Annotated in this window: 10 protein-coding genes, 2 tRNA genes and 3 rRNA genes; 4 read left to right on the top strand and 11 right to left on the bottom strand. The window is 55.9% G+C overall.

The window, feature by feature from the left end; translation table 11 throughout:
- Positions 1 to 133: 133 nt before the first annotated feature.
- The 4 genes from mksB to LJU29_RS22525 all read left to right on the top strand — a co-directional run bounded on the left by mksB (position 134) and on the right by LJU29_RS22525 (position 6,345).
- The gene (gene mksB, locus LJU29_RS22510; RefSeq protein WP_002552082.1) at positions 134 to 1,411 is read left to right on the top strand and encodes an Mks condensin complex protein MksB; all 1,278 of its coding nucleotides are present in this window, start codon (positions 134 to 136) and stop codon (positions 1,409 to 1,411) included.
- The gene (gene mksE / locus LJU29_RS22515) at positions 1,401 to 2,108 is read left to right on the top strand and encodes an Mks condensin complex protein MksE (RefSeq protein ID WP_002552081.1); all 708 of its coding nucleotides are present in this window, start codon (positions 1,401 to 1,403) and stop codon (positions 2,106 to 2,108) included. The genes mksB and mksE overlap by 11 nt, the downstream gene beginning before the upstream one ends.
- Complete coding sequence (gene mksF, locus LJU29_RS22520) at positions 2,105 to 4,924, top strand: Mks condensin complex protein MksF (protein ID WP_122322819.1); 2,820 nt, start codon at positions 2,105 to 2,107, stop codon at positions 4,922 to 4,924. Before mksE ends, mksF begins: the two co-directional genes overlap by 4 nt.
- Before the next feature lie 173 nt (positions 4,925 to 5,097).
- Positions 5,098 to 6,345 (top strand): right-handed parallel beta-helix repeat-containing protein, encoded by a 1,248-nt coding sequence (locus tag LJU29_RS22525; protein ID WP_122322820.1) that lies wholly within the window; start codon positions 5,098 to 5,100, stop codon positions 6,343 to 6,345.
- Positions 6,346 to 6,468: 123 nt separating this feature from the next.
- Here the strand turns inward: LJU29_RS22525 and rrf are convergent.
- From rrf to LJU29_RS22580, 11 genes are all read right to left on the bottom strand, one after another.
- Positions 6,469 to 6,584 (bottom strand): 5S ribosomal RNA (rrf, locus tag LJU29_RS22530).
- A gap of 148 nt (positions 6,585 to 6,732) precedes the next feature.
- Positions 6,733 to 9,625 (bottom strand): 23S ribosomal RNA (locus LJU29_RS22535).
- A 239-nt stretch (positions 9,626 to 9,864) separates the two neighbouring features.
- Positions 9,865 to 9,940, bottom strand: a tRNA-Ala gene (locus LJU29_RS22540).
- Between the two features lie 30 nt (positions 9,941 to 9,970).
- Positions 9,971 to 10,047, bottom strand: a tRNA-Ile gene (locus LJU29_RS22545).
- A gap of 123 nt (positions 10,048 to 10,170) precedes the next feature.
- Positions 10,171 to 11,709: ribosomal RNA gene (locus LJU29_RS22550) — 16S ribosomal RNA — on the bottom strand.
- The 16S, 23S and 5S rRNA genes sit together here with 2 tRNA genes alongside, the layout of an rRNA operon.
- A 499-nt stretch (positions 11,710 to 12,208) precedes the next feature.
- The gene (msrQ, locus tag LJU29_RS22555; RefSeq protein ID WP_004658606.1) at positions 12,209 to 12,841 is read right to left on the bottom strand and encodes a protein-methionine-sulfoxide reductase heme-binding subunit MsrQ; all 633 of its coding nucleotides are present in this window, start codon (positions 12,839 to 12,841) and stop codon (positions 12,209 to 12,211) included.
- On the bottom strand, positions 12,841 to 13,854 hold the full coding sequence (msrP, locus tag LJU29_RS22560) for a protein-methionine-sulfoxide reductase catalytic subunit MsrP (RefSeq protein ID WP_004667380.1): 1,014 nt from the start codon (positions 13,852 to 13,854) through the stop codon (positions 12,841 to 12,843). The genes msrQ and msrP overlap by 1 nt, the downstream gene beginning before the upstream one ends.
- A 69-nt stretch (positions 13,855 to 13,923) precedes the next feature.
- Complete coding sequence (gene pssA / locus LJU29_RS22565) at positions 13,924 to 14,769, bottom strand: CDP-diacylglycerol--serine O-phosphatidyltransferase (RefSeq protein WP_002552077.1); 846 nt, start codon at positions 14,767 to 14,769, stop codon at positions 13,924 to 13,926.
- A 144-nt stretch (positions 14,770 to 14,913) separates the two neighbouring features.
- On the bottom strand, positions 14,914 to 15,930 hold the full coding sequence (gene ilvC / locus LJU29_RS22570; RefSeq protein WP_002552076.1) for a ketol-acid reductoisomerase: 1,017 nt from the start codon (positions 15,928 to 15,930) through the stop codon (positions 14,914 to 14,916).
- Positions 15,931 to 15,977: 47 nt separating this feature from the next.
- Positions 15,978 to 16,469: an acetolactate synthase small subunit gene (gene ilvN, locus LJU29_RS22575; protein WP_002552075.1), complete on the bottom strand. Its 492-nt coding sequence runs from the start codon at positions 16,467 to 16,469 to the stop codon at positions 15,978 to 15,980.
- Positions 16,470 to 16,471: 2 nt separating this feature from the next.
- Positions 16,472 to 18,196 carry an acetolactate synthase 3 large subunit gene (locus LJU29_RS22580; RefSeq protein WP_002552074.1) on the bottom strand — a complete coding sequence of 575 codons (1,725 nt, stop codon included), beginning with the start codon at positions 18,194 to 18,196 and terminating at the stop codon, positions 16,472 to 16,474.
- Between the last annotated feature and the right edge of the window lie 238 nt (positions 18,197 to 18,434).

Consider the following 18,434-nt stretch of genomic DNA (forward strand, 5'->3'; position numbering starts at 1 on the left):
CTGTGGATAAGTTAAGCGCGCAATTCTAGCGTTGTTCGCCTTTTTGCGCTGCAGCATATCGCCCGCAGGTGAAATATCAGGCGACTGATGCAGTACAATTGCCGCTTTTCACTTGCCAACAGTCGGCCTAACGATGATCGAACCCAAGCGCGTCCTGCGCGCCCTTGCCGAGCACTGGGCGCTACTCGAGCCCTTATGCGAACACTTCGACCAGGGTACGTTGAGCCTGAGCGAGCTGCGCCTGCAATTGGGCGCTCAGCAGCAGGACAGCACCCCGCAAGACATCACCAACCTGCTGGACGTGTGGATTCGTCTGGACATTCTGGTGCCCGTCGCGAAAAGTCCGAACCGCTTTGAGCTCAACGCACAGATCCATGACTTCCTGTCCTACCTGCGCCGCGAGCACCGGCTGGGCCTGTGCCTGGAAATCGAGGCTTATCTGCGCCATCTGGAGCGCCTGGCCGGTTACATCCAGGACGCGTTCGATATTCGCGATGCCAATGATCTGGCCAGGCAGCTGCGGCTGCTGGACATGCGGGTGCGCGACGTTCTCAAGAAGCTTGCCAACGACGAACAGGCACTGGTCGCGGTCGCCGACCGGGCCAAGACCAGCGACCGGCAGATCCCTTTGCGCCAGCGGTATGCAGAAGTTCTGGCCACCTGGGACGAATACGTCGAGCCGATGATTCAACTGGTCAATGCCGACGGTGCTTTCGAACAGGGTGTGCGCAAGGTCGAGAATGTGCTGCTGCGCCTGTTGACCGAGCAACAACGCCTCGGTCATCTGGTCGACGACGACATGCTGCTGCGCACCCATGCGCGCATTCTGGAGATGCAGACCAGCGCTCAGTTGACCTTGCGCCATGCACGCGAGCTGCTGTTGCCGCTGCGCGAGGAGGCACGTCGCCATAATGCGGTGACTCGTGGCGCGGCGCTGGCCTTGTCGGCGATTCGGCGCAAGGGCCTGGACGCAGTGCCACAGGCTGCCATGCCATTGTTTACCCGCCCGCAAAGTACCTTTCTGGGCAGCGCGAGCCAGGTCGAGGCTTACGTCTATGCCTTGGCGCGCTTTGAACCCAAGCCCGCGAAGTTCCCCAAGGCCAGTGGTACACGCAAGGGCGAACCACCCCGCGCGCCACGTACGGTCAAGGAAATGCTCGAGCGCTGCGAAAGCGCCCTGCCGATGCCTGACCTGATGGTCTGGTTGCTGGAGCAGGAACCAACCGGCGAAACCGACGAGCTGTTGTACTGGTTCTCGCGGCTGTCGCGGGACAAGCGCTTCGCCCGTGAACGCCTCGAGCGTCGCGAATATTTCACCCGGGAGCACCGCGTCAGCCTGCGCTCCTTTGCCCTGCTCGCCGCAAAAGACGAGCAGCCAGAGCATTCCGAGAGCCCTGTTCATGCATCTTGATCTATCCGAAATGTCCCAGCTCGCGCCGATCTTTCGCGAGCTGTTCAAGGGCTATCACATCAGCCGCCGTGACCCGGAGCTGTATGCCCAACTCTCCAACTGCCAGGACCAGTACCGCGCGCTGTTCAAGGCATTGGGCTACGAACTGATCTGCGACACCCGCGGTTTCTACTATTTCGTGCCTGAACTGGCCGCCGCGCAGGTCAACAAGACCGCTCAGCGTCTGGCGCTGTTCACCTTCATCCTCGTCGAGCATCTGGCCGATCAGGGCCGTGACCCGATGGCCGTGCTGGATGGCGGCAGTCTGGGCCGTGACGAACTGCCTTCGATGCTGGAAAAGTACCGGGACCTGTTTCTTCAGGCGGAAGTGCAGACCCAGGAAGAGCTTGAAGAGAAGATCATGCGCCGCATGACGCAACTGGGTTTTGCCAGTGAAGAGGTCGGTATCTACCGCTTCCTGCCGCCGATGCACCGTTTTCTCGATGTATGCCTGTCGGTGCAACAGGACCGCGATCTGGCAGCCAGCCTGCATAGCGCCCTGCCACTGCCAACGCCTGTGCTCATCGATGACGACAGCGACGAGAAGCTGCTGGAAACCGATGACCCGCTGGACCTGGCTGAATTCGGTGAAGAAACCGAGGAAGAGGCACTTGCCCGGGCAATCGCCGATGAGCAACGACAGGAGATGGACACATGAGCCAGGAACGTTATGGCATCCGCCGCTTTGCCCTGTTGAACACCGCCGGTTACAGCCTCGGCCTGTTCCCGCTGGAAAACCCGCTGTCGGTGTACGGCGCGAATAACCTCGGCAAGAGCGCCTCGATCAACGCCCTGCAATTCCCGATTCTGGCACGCATGTCGGACATGAGCTTCGGCAAGTACAGCCTTGAGCAGTCCCGGCGCTTCTACTTTGCCACCGACACCAGTTACATTCTGGTGGAAGTCTCCCTGCCCCACGGCCCGCATGTGATTGGCGTGGTAGGCCGCGGCCCGGGTGGCGGTTTCGGCCACCAGTTCTTTGCCTATGCCGGCGAGCTGGACCTGGGTCATTACCAGAAGAACGACACCTGCCTGCGTCAGAAAGAGCTGTTCAGCAACCTGGAAAGCCAAGGCCTGAAAGCCTACGAACTCAAGCCGGACGAGTTGCGCCGCCTGCTGGTCGGCGGTCATACCTCGATCCCGCTGGACCTGACCCTGATCCCGCTACGCTCCACCAGCGAGCAGAGCCTGAAGACTTTCCGCGCGCTGTTCATCAACCTGCTGCACATGCGTGAAATCACGGCAGCCAAACTCAAGCAGCTGTTTCTCGATGCGTTCGAGCACAGCCTGCGTTCGGGCAGCGTCGACTACATCGCCGCCTGTGAAGAAGCTTTCCGCGACGTGCGGCGCATGGAACAGGATTACAACTCGCTGGTACTGGCTGGCCCGCTGGTCGAGGCACTGGCTGCCGGGGTCAAACAGCGTGATCTGTTGCGCGGCAAACTGCATCGTCTGTCGCCGATCCTTGATTCACTGCTTGGCACCTGGTCGGACTACTCTGGCGCGCGCAAGGAAGAACTGGTCGCTCAGGCCGAGCATTACCGTGCTCAGCAAGATGAGATGCAGAACGATCAGCGCAGCAGCACTCAGGAACTGATGCGTCTGGAGCGCGAGATCAGCAGTATCCAGCGCTGGGTCGGCGAGCTGTCGGTGCTGAAGAATCGTTTCGCGCTGGTCGATGACGTCAAGGTGCTGGAGCAGCAACTGCTCGCAGCCAAGGATGCTCACGATGAACTGGCCGGTGCGCTGGCCCAGTCCCGGCAGTTCAGCGCCGAAGATCTGGACGAGCGTTTGCGCGACCTGGAGAAACGCCTCAAGTCGGTCAAACAACAGCTCGACCATGCGGACAACAACAGTTATGCCCGTCTGCGTGAAGAGTTCTCCCAGCCGGACGTAGAACGCCTGATGCGCCTGTTCAACAGCGCGCTGTTCAGCTTGCCATTGGGTGAGCAAGGCATTGCGCTGGACGACGGCGACGCGTGGGTCAAATCGCTGGAGACCATTCTGGATGGCTTCAAGGGCGATCAATTCGCCGTACCCGGGCTGACAATCAACCTGTCGAGTATCGAGCCTCCTGCCCTGCAGGCGCTGGCCGATCGTGCTGCGCTGCGCGATCAGAAAGAGCGTCTGGAAAAAGAACTCAAACAGCTGAAAACCCAGCAGGCTGTGGCCGCCGACCGTTCGGCGAGCAAGACCCAGACCGAAGCGCTTTATCAACAAGTGCTGGATGCGCAAAAAGCGCTTGAAGACTTCCGCCGTTGCCAGACCTTGAGCGCAGAGGAGTCCGGCAAGCTGGAAGAGCTGGCGCAGATGGAAGCCGCTCAGGATGAACTGAAGCGCTCCAGTGATGCGTTCACTGAGCGCGTCCAGCAGCTCTCGGCCAAGCTGCAACTGATCGCCCGTCAGATTGGTGACATGGAATCCAAGCAACGCACGCTGGACGACGCGCTACGTCGCCGCCAGTTGTTGCCTGCGGATCTGCCGTTCGGCACGCCGTTCATGGACCCGATTGATGATTCCATGGATAACCTGTTGCCACTGCTCAACGATTATCAGGACAGCTGGCAAGATCTGTTGCGCAGCGATGGGCAGATCGAAGCGCTGTATGCCCAGGTTCGCCTCAAGGGCGTGGCCAAATTCGACAGCGAGGACGACATGGAGCGTCGCCTGCAACTGCTGATCAATGCCTACGCGCACCGTACCGACGAAGCGCTTACGCTGGGCAAAGCGCGTCGCGCTGCGGTTACTGACATCGCCCGTACCCTGCGCAATATTCGTAGCGACTACGACAGCCTTGAGCATCAACTGGCGCTGTTCAACCGCGAGATCAACAAGCGTCAAGTCTCTAACCTGGCAAGCTTCCGTATCGTGCTCGCGCCGAACAAGGAAGCACTCAAGCACATCGATCAGATTATCCACAGCGCCGGGCAATATGAAGAAGGCGAGACACTGTCAGTCTTCGACCTGAGCCAGAGCGCCGAGCAGGACAACAAGAACGAAGAGGCCAAGGAGTATCTGGCGCGACTTGTGGCTGCCAACCATAACCAGTTGGGCTTGAAGGACTTGTTCGAACTGGCATTCGAGATCACCAAGGTCAATGGTCAGCCGGTTATCCACACCGATATCGACGGCGCAGCGTCCAACGGCACGACGATGACCATCAAGGCATTGACCAACATGTACCTGTTGCTGCACTTGATGGATCGGGATCAGGCTGGTCGGGTGCGCTTGCCTTATTACCTGGACGAAGCAGCAGACATCGATGAGAAGAACCAGGCTGCGCTGCTGGAAACGAGCCTGCAACTGGGCTTCGTTCCGATTCTGGCAAGTGTGAAGCCACAGGTCTCGGCTCACGTTGCCATCGACCTGGAAGGCGGCAGCGGACCCAATGGCATCTACATTGATGAAGCGGACTGGAAATACATTCAGCGTCGCGATGAAGTGAAGCCAGCGGTTCCAGAGCTGGCTTCGTAAGGGTCGTTAGCTGTAGTCAGAAGGCCGCATGAGAATGCGGCCTTTTTTATTGTCTTCGAATTGAGTGAGGCCATAGTGCAGGCCTTGCACAAACAGACTCTTTATTCATTGAATTCACAATGGGGTGCAGCAAACACGCATACGATTACGAGACGCTGGCCTGGAGTGACCTCATGAAAACCATACTGTTGACGGTCTTGCTGACCGTTGCTGCAACAGCGCATGCAACCGACTATTACGTTGCCCCAAATGGCAATGATCACGCTGCCGGTACAAAAGCCGCCCCCTTGCAATCCATCATGCGTGCACAGCAAACCGCAAAAGCCGGCGACACGGTGTATTTTCGCGGCGGAATCTACACCTACACAGCAGGCATCAACAGCTGCGCTACCCGCACAGACACCGTCAATGCCATCACCCTGAACAACAGCGGTAGCGAAAACAAACCTATACGTTACTGGGCCTATCCGGGCGAAACACCGGTGTTTGATTTCTCGGCCATGAAAGACGATTGTCGCGTCAAAGGCTTCAACGTTACCGGTAGCTGGTTGCACCTGAAGGGGCTGGAGGTAACGGGCGTGCCGCAGCAGCCGGATAACCATCTCAATCACGAGTCCTGGGGCATCTGGAACAGCGGCAGCCACAACACTTTCGAGCAACTCAACTTGCATCACAACATGGGGCCAGGCCTGTTCATTCAGAACGGCGGTTATAACCTGGTACTCAATACCGACTCGCACCACAACTACGATCCTTACACCTCAAACGGCGCAGGTCAGAGCGCTGACGGCTTCGGCGCACACATCAAGGCGGGGCATCCAGGTAACGTATTTCGCGGTTGCAGAGCCTGGGCCAATTCCGACGACGGCTTTGACCTGATCAATGCCTTCTCGCCGGTAACCATCGAAAACTCGTGGGCATGGCAGCAAGGTTACCTGCCTGGCACGCACACCAAACTCGAAGCGGGCAACGGTAATGGGATCAAAGCGGGCGGATACGGTGGCAAGTATGTGTCCAACGGCGTGAAACATATCGTCCGTAATTCAGTTGCCTTCGACAACAAATCCGCCGGTTTCTACGCCAATCACCATACCTTGGCGCTGGACTTCATCAACAACACGGCTTTTTCCAATGGCGCAAACTACAACATGGCGGGTATCGCCCCGGATGGTTCGCTGATCCCTCTCGGTAACCTGCTCAACAACATCGCCTACAAGGGACGGTTGACCGTTAACACCGAGGGACTGGATATGGCACACAACTCCTGGACATTGCCAACGCCGGTAACCGACGCAGACTTTGAGGATGTTTCGGAGACGGGGTGGGATGCGCCACGTCAGCCGGACGGAAGCCTGCCAGTGCTGCGCAGCTTCCACCTTCGACCTGGCAGCAGACTGGCAGGGATGGGGGCGTTTCACTAAGCCTTGGGGGGTCTCCGGCGCCTATGTGGCTGCATTGCAGTAGACAGAGAATGCAGAGGTTTGTGGAACCCCAGACAAACAAAAACCCTCAACGCGTAAGCGATGAGGGTTTCTGGAATTTAATCTTGACGATGACCTACTCTCACATGGGGAAACCCCACACTACCATCGGCGATACATCGTTTCACTGCTGAGTTCGGGATGGGATCAGGTGGTTCCAATGTTCTATGGTCGTCAAGAAATTCGGGTACCGAGTCGTGCCATGCGGCGCGCTTCAGCAAATCGGGTATGTGATAGCTCGGTGCGTTTGTGACGCAAACTTTCGGTTCGTGTCATCTTCACAGTCACCGCAATCTGGTCCTTCGACTCAAATTGCTTGGGTGTTATATGGTCAAGCCTCACGGGCAATTAGTATTGGTTAGCTCAACGCCTCACAGCGCTTACACACCCAACCTATCAACGTCGTAGTCTTCGACGGCCCTTTAGGGAACTCAAGGTTCCAGTGAGATCTCATCTTGAGGCAAGTTTCCCGCTTAGATGCTTTCAGCGGTTATCTTTTCCGAACATAGCTACCCGGCAATGCCACTGGCGTGACAACCGGAACACCAGAGGTTCGTCCACTCCGGTCCTCTCGTACTAGGAGCAGCCCCTCTCAAATCTCAAACGTCCACGGCAGATAGGGACCGAACTGTCTCACGACGTTCTAAACCCAGCTCGCGTACCACTTTAAATGGCGAACAGCCATACCCTTGGGACCGGCTTCAGCCCCAGGATGTGATGAGCCGACATCGAGGTGCCAAACACCGCCGTCGATATGAACTCTTGGGCGGTATCAGCCTGTTATCCCCGGAGTACCTTTTATCCGTTGAGCGATGGCCCTTCCATACAGAACCACCGGATCACTAAGACCTACTTTCGTACCTGCTCGACGTGTCTGTCTCGCAGTCAAGCGCGCTTTTGCCTTTATACTCTACGACCGATTTCCGACCGGTCTGAGCGCACCTTCGTACTCCTCCGTTACTCTTTAGGAGGAGACCGCCCCAGTCAAACTACCCACCATACACTGTCCTCGATCCGGATAACGGACCTGAGTTAGAACCTCAAAGTTGCCAGGGTGGTATTTCAAGGTTGGCTCCACGCAGACTGGCGTCCACGCTTCAAAGCCTCCCACCTATCCTACACAAGCAAATTCAAAGTCCAGTGCAAAGCTATAGTAAAGGTTCACGGGGTCTTTCCGTCTAGCCGCGGATACACTGCATCTTCACAGCGATTTCAATTTCACTGAGTCTCGGGTGGAGACAGCGCCGCCATCGTTACGCCATTCGTGCAGGTCGGAACTTACCCGACAAGGAATTTCGCTACCTTAGGACCGTTATAGTTACGGCCGCCGTTTACCGGGGCTTCGATCAAGAGCTTCGCTTGCGCTAACCCCATCAATTAACCTTCCGGCACCGGGCAGGCGTCACACCCTATACGTCCACTTTCGTGTTTGCAGAGTGCTGTGTTTTTAATAAACAGTCGCAGCGGCCTGGTATCTTCGACCGGCGTGGGCTTACGCAGTAAATGCTTCACCCTCACCGGCGCACCTTCTCCCGAAGTTACGGTGCCATTTTGCCTAGTTCCTTCACCCGAGTTCTCTCAAGCGCCTTGGTATTCTCTACCCAACCACCTGTGTCGGTTTGGGGTACGGTTCCTGGTTACCTGAAGCTTAGAAGCTTTTCTTGGAAGCATGGCATCAACCACTTCGCGTTCTAAAGAACACTCGTCATCAGCTCTCGGCCTTGAGATCCCGGATTTACCTAAGATCTCAGCCTACCACCTTAAACCTGGACAACCAACGCCAGGCTGGCCTAGCCTTCTCCGTCCCTCCATCGCAATAACCAGAAGTACAGGAATATTAACCTGTTTTCCATCGACTACGCTTTTCAGCCTCGCCTTAGGGACCGACTAACCCTGCGTCGATTAACGTTGCGCAGGAAACCTTGGTCTTTCGGCGTGGGTGTTTTTCACACCCATTGTCGTTACTCATGTCAGCATTCGCACTTCTGATACCTCCAGCAAGCTTCTCAACTCACCTTCACAGGCTTACAGAACGCTCCTCTACCGCATCATCATAAGATGATACCCGTAGCTTCGGTGCATGGTTTGAGCCCCGTTACATCTTCCGCGCAGGCCGACTCGACTAGTGAGCTATTACGCTTTCTTTAAAGGGTGGCTGCTTCTAAGCCAACCTCCTAGCTGTCTAAGCCTTCCCACATCGTTTCCCACTTAACCATGACTTTGGGACCTTAGCTGACGGTCTGGGTTGTTTCCCTTTTCACGACGGACGTTAGCACCCGCCGTGTGTCTCCCATGCTCGGCACTTGTAGGTATTCGGAGTTTGCATCGGTTTGGTAAGTCGGGATGACCCCCTAGCCGAAACAGTGCTCTACCCCCTACAGTGATACATGAGGCGCTACCTAAATAGCTTTCGAGGAGAACCAGCTATCTCCGAGCTTGATTAGCCTTTCACTCCGATCCACAGGTCATCCGCTAACTTTTCAACGGTAGTCGGTTCGGTCCTCCAGTTAGTGTTACCCAACCTTCAACCTGCCCATGGATAGATCGCCCGGTTTCGGGTCTATTCCCAGCGACTAGACGCCCTATTAAGACTCGCTTTCGCTACGCCTCCCCTATTCGGTTAAGCTCGCCACTGAAAATAAGTCGCTGACCCATTATACAAAAGGTACGCAGTCACCCAACAAAGTGGGCTCCCACTGCTTGTACGCATACGGTTTCAGGATCTATTTCACTCCGCTCTCCGCGGTTCTTTTCGCCTTTCCCTCACGGTACTGGTTCACTATCGGTCAGTCAGTAGTATTTAGCCTTGGAGGATGGTCCCCCCATATTCAGACAAGGTTTCTCGTGCCCCGTCCTACTCGATTTCATTGCAAAGGGATTTTCGCGTACAGGGCTATCACCCACTATGGCCGTCCTTTCCAGAACGTTCCGCTAATCTCAATACAACTTAAGGGCTGGTCCCCGTTCGCTCGCCACTACTAAGGGAATCTCGGTTGATTTCTTTTCCTCAGGGTACTTAGATGTTTCAGTTCCCCTGGTTCGCTTCTTGCACCTATGTATTCAGTACAAGATAACCACCTTATGATGGCTGGGTTCCCCCATTCAGACATCTCCGGATCACAGTCTGTTTGCCGACTCCCCGAAGCTTTTCGCAGGCTACCACGTCTTTCATCGCCTCTGACTGCCAAGGCATCCACCGTATGCGCTTCTTCACTTGACCATATAACCCCAAGCAATCTGGTTATACTGTGAAGACGACATTCGCCGAAAGTTTGCATTCACAAACTTTACCTTAGCCCGGACACGCACCAGTGAAAGAGGTGCCCGGTCTATTTCTTTCTATCACATACCCAAATTTTTAAAGAACGATCTAATCAAAGACTAGAAATCAACATTCACTCATTGATCATCAGGATCAATGGAATGCTCATTTCTAGGCTTTCAAACAGAAGCAGTAAGTGGTGGAGCCAAGCGGGATCGAACCGCTGACCTCCTGCGTGCAAGGCAGGCGCTCTCCCAGCTGAGCTATGGCCCCGTATTTCTACAGCCGTTTCCCACACAAAATTGGTGGGTCTGGGCAGATTCGAACTGCCGACCTCACCCTTATCAGGGGTGCGCTCTAACCAACTGAGCTACAGACCCAATTTCGAGCTTGTAGCCGCTAGCGTTGAGCTATCAGCTTGGAGCTTAAAGCTGCTTCTAATCGTCTTCTTCAATGAATCAAGCAATTCGTGTGGGTGCTTATGGCGCAGCTGAGTCGTCGATTAAGGAGGTGATCCAGCCGCAGGTTCCCCTACGGCTACCTTGTTACGACTTCACCCCAGTCATGAATCACACCGTGGTAACCGTCCTCCCGAAGGTTAGACTAGCTACTTCTGGTGCAACCCACTCCCATGGTGTGACGGGCGGTGTGTACAAGGCCCGGGAACGTATTCACCGCGACATTCTGATTCGCGATTACTAGCGATTCCGACTTCACGCAGTCGAGTTGCAGACTGCGATCCGGACTACGATCGGTTTTGTGAGATTAGCTCCACCTCGCGGCTTGGCAACCCTCTGTACCGACCATTGTAGCACGTGTGTAGCCCAGGCCGTAAGGGCCATGATGACTTGACGTCATCCCCACCTTCCTCCGGTTTGTCACCGGCAGTCTCCTTAGAGTGCCCACCATAACGTGCTGGTAACTAAGGACAAGGGTTGCGCTCGTTACGGGACTTAACCCAACATCTCACGACACGAGCTGACGACAGCCATGCAGCACCTGTCTCAATGCTCCCGAAGGCACCAATCCATCTCTGGAAAGTTCATTGGATGTCAAGGCCTGGTAAGGTTCTTCGCGTTGCTTCGAATTAAACCACATGCTCCACCGCTTGTGCGGGCCCCCGTCAATTCATTTGAGTTTTAACCTTGCGGCCGTACTCCCCAGGCGGTCAACTTAATGCGTTAGCTGCGCCACTAAGAGCTCAAGGCTCCCAACGGCTAGTTGACATCGTTTACGGCGTGGACTACCAGGGTATCTAATCCTGTTTGCTCCCCACGCTTTCGCACCTCAGTGTCAGTATCAGTCCAGGTGGTCGCCTTCGCCACTGGTGTTCCTTCCTATATCTACGCATTTCACCGCTACACAGGAAATTCCACCACCCTCTACCATACTCTAGCTTGCCAGTTTTGGATGCAGTTCCCAGGTTGAGCCCGGGGATTTCACATTCAACTTAACAAACCACCTACGCGCGCTTTACGCCCAGTAATTCCGATTAACGCTTGCACCCTCTGTATTACCGCGGCTGCTGGCACAGAGTTAGCCGGTGCTTATTCTGTCGGTAACGTCAAAACAATCACGTATTAGGTAACTGCCCTTCCTCCCAACTTAAAGTGCTTTACAATCCGAAGACCTTCTTCACACACGCGGCATGGCTGGATCAGGCTTTCGCCCATTGTCCAATATTCCCCACTGCTGCCTCCCGTAGGAGTCTGGACCGTGTCTCAGTTCCAGTGTGACTGATCATCCTCTCAGACCAGTTACGGATCGTCGCCTTGGTGAGCCATTACCTCACCAACTAGCTAATCCGACCTAGGCTCATCTGATAGCGCAAGGCCCGAAGGTCCCCTGCTTTCTCCCGTAGGACGTATGCGGTATTAGCGTCCGTTTCCGAGCGTTATCCCCCACTACCAGGCAGATTCCTAGGCATTACTCACCCGTCCGCCGCTCGCCACCAGGTACAAGTACCCGTGCTGCCGCTCGACTTGCATGTGTTAGGCCTGCCGCCAGCGTTCAATCTGAGCCATGATCAAACTCTTCAGTTCAAACATCTAACTGGGTTTTGAGAAAACCCTAAACTTGGCTCAGCAATCGTTGGTTACATCTTTGATTTCTCGCGGAGTAACTTGGGTTGCTGATAATCTGTTGACTTCAGTCTGACACCACAAGCACCCACACGAATTGCTTGATTCAGTTGTTAAAGAGCGGATGGTTAAGAGCTTTCGTCTCAACCGAGGCGCGCATTCTACAGCGCCTCCTGTATCTGTCAAGCGGTTATTTTAAGAAGTTTTCAAAGTTTCCTTTGCAACTTCAACCACTTGCGCTTCGATCAACTCTTCAGTTGCTCATCAGCGGGAGGCGAATTCTACAGCGTTACAACCGCGTGTCAAACTCTTTTTTCTCACCGCTGTCGATCACTGCAGACTCGACCTCCTTCCTCGCTGACTCCTCACTCTAAACCCTTGTAAACTATTGATCTACAAGGCTTTTTTGTTTCCGTCTGCGCCGGAAGTGGGACGAATTATAGACAGATCACAGAGGGCGTCAACCGTTATTTTGAACTTTCTTCGATCCTGTCCCGGCAGAACCTCCAAGACGCGGGATTCGCCTTGTAATCATTGGAATCCGCAACAGCAACAGGAACGCGCCTATCCCCGCATACAGCGCCCATTCCTTAAGGTCAGCCCTGACAATCCAGAACATGTGCAGCAAGCCCAGCCCCAGAATCACATATATAAGCCGGTGTAGCTTCTTCCAGCGCGCTCCGAGTCGACGCTGACTATAGCGATTGGACGTCACAGCCAAAGCCAGCAGCCCGAGAAACGCCAACGCCCCCACGATGATATAGGGACGCTTGACCAGCTCCACGCCTAACTGTCCTAAATCCAGCCCGAGAATGAACAGCGCATACATCGTCATGTGCAGCACCACATAAGCGAAACACCACAACCCCAATTGACGACGGACGACGATCCACCCCGGCCAGCCAGTCAGACGCTGCAAAGGGGTCATGGACATTGTGATCAGCAACATCACCAGAGTCGCTAGCCCGAAATCTTCTACCAGAACCTTGCCCGGATCAGGCCCCAAGGCAAAGATCCATGCCTGATAGAGCCACCAGACCGGCGCAACGCACGCGGCGAGAAATACAGCCAGACGCCAGAACGGGTATCGCATCAATAGTCCTTCCGCAAATCCATACCGGCATACAAGGCACCCACCTCCTCCTCATAACCGTTGAACATTTTCGTGTCGCGCAGATTCGGACTGAACAGGCCGCTCGGCAAGCGACGCTCTCGGGCCTGAGTCCAACGAGGGTGATCCACCGTCGGGTTAACGTTGGCATAGAAGCCGTACTCATTTGCCGCAATGCTTTGCCATGTGGTCTTCGGCTGCTCACTGACCAGACTGATACGCACAATTGACTTCACACTCTTGAAGCCATACTTCCAAGGCACCACCAAACGCAGCGGCGCGCCGTTCTGATTAGGCAACTCACGCCCATACATGCCCACCGCAAGAATCGCCAATGGATTCATCGCCTCATCCAGCCGCAGTCCTTCTACATACGGCCAGTCGATGAGGGCAAAGTCAGAGCGTTGCCCAGGCATGGACTTTGGGTCTTCAAGCGTTTCGAAGCGAATGTATTTGGCCTTCGAGGTCGGCTCTACCTGTTTGAGCAGTGCAGAGATAGGAAAGCCCATCCAGGGAATGACCATCGACCAGGCTTCGACGCAGCGCAGCCTGTAGATCCGCTCCTCCAGCTGATAAGGCTTCATGAAGTCTTCCAGCGCATAGCGGCCCGGCTTGCCGACTTCGCCATCGATCACGACACTCCACGGCTCGGTCTGCAAGGAACCGGCATTCTTTGCCGGATCGCCCTTGTCGGTACCAAACTCGTAGAAGTTGTTGTAGTGGGTCGCGTCCTTGAACGGCGTGATCGCCTCATCCTTGACGTTGACCGCCTGCCATTTTGTAGAAGGCAGCTTGTCGGCAAACCAGCCCGGCGCTTTCCCGGGCTCTACATCCGCATAGCGCGAAGCGTCTGCAGCGCTTGCCCAGCGTGGCAGTGCCGTGACGGCCAGACCCGCAAGCGAGCCGCCGAGCAATGTACGTCGCGAGAGATAGATGGATTCAGGCGTGACGTCCGACTCTTTAGAGTCGGACGAAGAAGGAAGCTTGATTAGCATGATGACTCCGCAGGCCAGGGAACTGATGCACCAATAGACTACGGAGTATGGTGGAAATTAGATCATTGACTAGGCCTTGCGGCGACGCAATAGATACTGAATCGGTCCAGACAGGGCATAGGCGAGGAATATCAGCAGCAGAATACGTGGCGGATCGCTGAATACCACGGCAAACACCAGCACCACGGCCAGAATCGCAACAAAAGGTACACGCCCTTTCAGGTCCAGCTCCTTGAAGCTGTTGTACTTGATGTTGCTGACCATCAGCATGCCTGCCGCCGCAACCAGCAAGGCCACCAGGAACGACAGCTTCGAACCCTGAATCCCGAAATCACTGAACGCCCAGACCGTGCCGGCCACAACACCTGCCGCAGCCGGGCTAGCCAAACCGATGAAGTAACGTTTGTCAGCCTTGCCGACCTGAGTGTTGAAGCGCGCCAAACGCAATGCCGCGCCCGCCACATAGATGAAGGCTACCATCCAGCCCACCTTGCCCATGTCCCCCAATGCCCAACCGAATGCCAGCAACGCGGGTGCCACACCAAAGGCGACCATGTCGGAGAGGGAATCGTACTCGGCACCAAACGCGCTCTGGGTATTGGTCATGCGCGCAACGCGACCATCCAGCCCGTCGAGAACCATGGCGACGAAGATCGCAATGGCAGCGAACGCGAAATACTTGCTCGCGCCGGCGGTATCACCCGCGCTCATCGCGCTTTGTGCGCTCATGGAACTGATGATGGAGTAAAAGCCAGCGAACAGGTTCGCAGTGGTAAACAGGTTGGGCAGCAGATAGATACCGCGATGCCGGACCTGCCGGCCTTCGGCGTCATGGCCTTCTTCCACATGTTCATCGATAGGTAGCAGACTTTCAGCGTCGGAGGCCTTGTTGGGCTCCTCGGGACGTTCGCTCATGGAGATTACCTTGCAGCGGTATGAAAAGGTTCGACAGAGGTCTGCCGCGAGGGTTCGGCGGCAAACGATGCAGCTTTATACCAGAGCCTGACCCATAACGAAAAAACGCGACCGATTGTCCGCGTTTTTTTGCGAAGCTAAAGCTTAGTTCTTGTCTTTGTCGACGATTTTGTTCGCAGCGATCCAAGGCATCATCGAGCGCAGTTTCTCGCCGATGATTTCGATGCCGTGGGCAGCGTTGTTACGACGCTTGGCGGTCATCGATGGGTAGCCGGTAGCGCCTTCGCTGATGAACATCTTCGCGTATTCACCATCCTGGATGCGCTTCAGAGCGTTGCGCATGGCCTGGCGGGATTCAGCGTTGATGACTTCAGGGCCGGTCACGTACTCGCCGTATTCGGCGTTGTTGGAGATCGAGTAGTTCATGTTGGCGATACCGCCTTCGTACATGAGGTCAACGATCAGCTTCAGTTCGTGCAGGCACTCGAAGTAGGCCATTTCCGGCGCGTAGCCAGCTTCAACCAGTGTTTCGAAACCAGCTTTTACCAGCTCGACAGTACCGCCGCACAGAACAGCCTGCTCGCCGAACAGGTCGGTTTCAGTCTCGTCCTTGAAGGTGGTTTCGATGATGCCGGTACGGCCGCCGCCAACGCCCGAAGCGTAGGACAGGGCAACGTTCTTGGCGTTGCCGGAAGCATCCTGATAAACCGCGATCAGGTCAGGAATACCGCCGCCCTTGACGAACTCGGTACGTACGGTGTGGCCTGGAGCTTTTGGCGCGATCATGATCACGTCGAGGTCAGCGCGCGGTACAACCTGGTTGTAGTGAATCGCGAAGCCGTGGGAGAACGCCAGTGTTGCGCCCTTTTTCAGGTTCGGCTCGACTTCGTTCTTGTACAGCTGGGACTGAAACTCGTCCGGGGTCAGGATCATGACCAGGTCGGCAGCAGCAACGGCAGAAGCAACATCAGTCACTTTCAGGCCATGAGCCTCGGCCTTGGCGACAGTAGCCGAACCTTTACGCAGGCCAACAGTGACATCAACGCCGGAGTCTTTCAGGTTGCACGCTTGAGCGTGGCCTTGCGAACCGTAACCGATGATGGCGACTTTCTTGCCCTGGATGATCGAAAGGTCACAGTCTTTGTCGTAGAAAACTTTCATGGAAATCCCCTGTTATCTTGGCCGTTCAGGCCATTTGCTTAATTGATTTAAATGCTCAGCACTTTGTCGCCACGGGCAATGCCCGTTACGCCGCTACGTACTGTTTCCAGGATAGCGGCGGTGCCGATGGCCTGAATGAAGCTGTCCAGTTTGTCGCTCGTGCCACTCAGCTGCACGGTATAAACGCTGGCAGTCACGTCGACGATCTGCCCGCGGAAAATATCCGTGGTGCGCTTGATCTCGGCACGCTGCGCGCCAGTGGCCTTGACCTTGACCAGCATCAGTTCGCGCTCGATGTGAGCGCTTTCCGACAGGTCGACCAGCTTGACCACTTCGATAAGTTTGTTGAGGTTCTTAGTGATCTGCTCGATCACCTCATCATGGCCTACGGTGGTGAGCGTCAGACGCGACAGGGTCGGGTCTTCGGTCGGCGCAACCGTCAGGCTTTCGATGTTGTAGTTGCGCTGGGAGAACAGACCGACGACGCGAGACAATGCACCCGGTTCGTTTTCCAGCAGCAGGGAAATGATATGGCGCATGATTATGTCCGCTCCGTCTTGCTCAACCACATATCGCGCATGGAGCCGTCCTTGATCTGCATCGGGTAGACGTGCTCGGTCACATCGACCTGAATATCCATGAACACCAGACGATCAGTCATGGCAAAGGCTTCTTCCATCTTCGGCTTCAAGTCCTTCAGGTCAGTGATACGCATGCCGACGTGGCCATAGGCTTCGACCAGCTTGACGAAATCAGGCAGCGATTCCATGTAGGAATGCGAGTGACGCGAGCCATAGCTCATGTCCTGCCACTGACGGACCATGCCCAGAACACCGTTGTTGAGCAGGATGATCTTCACCGGCAAGCCGTATTGCAGGCAGGTCGACAGTTCCTGAATGTTCATCTGGATACTGCCTTCACCGGTCACACAGGCAACGTGCGCATCCGGAAAGCTCAGCTTGACGCCCATCGCAGCCGGGAAGCCAAAGCCCATCGTGCCCAGACCGCCCGAGTTGATCCAGCGGTTCGGCTTGTTGAAACGGTAGTACTGCGCAGCGAACATCTGATGCTGGCCAACGTCCGAGGTGACGTAAGCGTCGCCCTTGGTGACTTCGCACAGCGTTTCGATAACGGCTTGCGGCTTGATGACCGTGCCATCGCCACGGTTGTACGGGAACAGATCACCCGCACCGCGCCACTCGTCAATCTGCTTCCACCACGCGGCAACGGATGCCTTGTCAGGTGTCTCGCCGATCTCTTTCAAAGTGGCGACCATTTCGGTCAGCACGCTTTCGACAGGACCGACGATAGGCACGTCGGCCTTGATGGTCTTGGAGATCGAAGCCGGGTCGATGTCGATGTGGATGATTTTTGCGTTCGGACAGAACTTGCTCGCGCCATTGATGACACGGTCATCAAAGCGCGCGCCGACTGCCAGGATCACATCGGTGTGGTGCATCGCGAGGTTGGCGGTGTAGCTGCCGTGCATCCCGAGCATGCCGACGAACTGACGATCCGTGCCCGGATAGCAGCCAAGCCCCATCAGGGTATTGGTGACCGGAGCATTGAGCAGTTGCGCCAGTTCGGTCAGTTGCGCCGAAGCATTGCCCATGATCACGCCGCCACCGGCGTAGACGATAGGACGCTTGGCCGCCAGCAGCATCTCGACGGCTTTGCGGATCTGGCCGGAATGGCCACGGACCGCCGGGCTGTAGGAGCGCAGCTTGGCTTTTTTCGGAAAGACGTATTCGAATTTCTCGGCCGGGTTGGTCATGTCTTTCGGAATGTCGACCACTACAGGGCCCGGACGACCGGACTGCGCCAGGTAGAAAGCCTTTTTCAGGACTTCCGGGATTTCCGACGGGTGCTTGATCATGAAGCTGTGCTTCACGATTGGCCGGGAGATACCGATCATGTCGGTCTCCTGGAAGGCATCGGTACCCACCAGCGTACTCGCTACCTGACCAGACAGAACCACCATCGGAATGGAGTCCATGTACGCCGTGGCGATACCGGTAATGGCATTGGTTGCACCTGGACCGGACGTCACCAGCACCACGCCCGCCTTGCCGGTAGCCCGCGCATAGCCGTCGGCCATGTGCGTGGCAGCCTGCTCGTGGCGAACAAGGATATGGCTTACCGCCGGTTCTTTGAACAGGGCATCGTAGACATGCAGGAGAGCACCACCCGGGTACCCATAGATATGCTCAACGCCTTCGTCACGCAAAAAGCGGACGACCATTTCAGCGCCAGATAAAAGCTCCACGTTGTTCACCTCTAAAACGCCAGAATACCGCCCACTCCGGGACGGGTCTTAATAGGTTTACTGCCAGCAGAGCATGAGCGACGGTGGTCGCCGACTACGTCAGCACTGACTGAGCAAGTATTGGGAGGTCCCTGAGTGTTGCGGAACATTCCCACCCAGCGCGAGGTAACGCGTTGCGGGTGTTACAGGTCGGCGCGGGTGTGCGCCTCATGATCTACTGAGAGGGTCTGCTTCTGGC

Origin of the sequence: Pseudomonas ficuserectae (assembly GCF_024584585.1) — a bacterium.
In the GTDB taxonomy this organism is placed as follows: Bacteria; Pseudomonadota; Gammaproteobacteria; order Pseudomonadales; family Pseudomonadaceae; genus Aquipseudomonas; species Aquipseudomonas amygdali.

Excerpts from the sequence above, each read along its gene's own strand:
- mksB (WP_002552082.1), top strand. The coding sequence starts at position 134 with ATGATCGAACCCAAGCGCGTCCTGCGCGCCCTTGCCGAGCACTGGGCG.
- mksE (WP_002552081.1), top strand. The coding sequence starts at position 1,401 with ATGCATCTTGATCTATCCGAAATGTCCCAGCTCGCGCCGATCTTTCGC.
- mksF (WP_122322819.1), top strand. The coding sequence starts at position 2,105 with ATGAGCCAGGAACGTTATGGCATCCGCCGCTTTGCCCTGTTGAACACC.
- LJU29_RS22525 (WP_122322820.1), top strand. The coding sequence starts at position 5,098 with ATGAAAACCATACTGTTGACGGTCTTGCTGACCGTTGCTGCAACAGCG.
- msrQ (WP_004658606.1), bottom strand. The coding sequence starts at position 12,841 with ATGCGATACCCGTTCTGGCGTCTGGCTGTATTTCTCGCCGCGTGCGTT.
- msrP (WP_004667380.1), bottom strand. The coding sequence starts at position 13,854 with ATGCTAATCAAGCTTCCTTCTTCGTCCGACTCTAAAGAGTCGGACGTC.
- pssA (WP_002552077.1), bottom strand. The coding sequence starts at position 14,769 with ATGAGCGAACGTCCCGAGGAGCCCAACAAGGCCTCCGACGCTGAAAGT.
- ilvC (WP_002552076.1), bottom strand. The coding sequence starts at position 15,930 with ATGAAAGTTTTCTACGACAAAGACTGTGACCTTTCGATCATCCAGGGC.
- ilvN (WP_002552075.1), bottom strand. The coding sequence starts at position 16,469 with ATGCGCCATATCATTTCCCTGCTGCTGGAAAACGAACCGGGTGCATTG.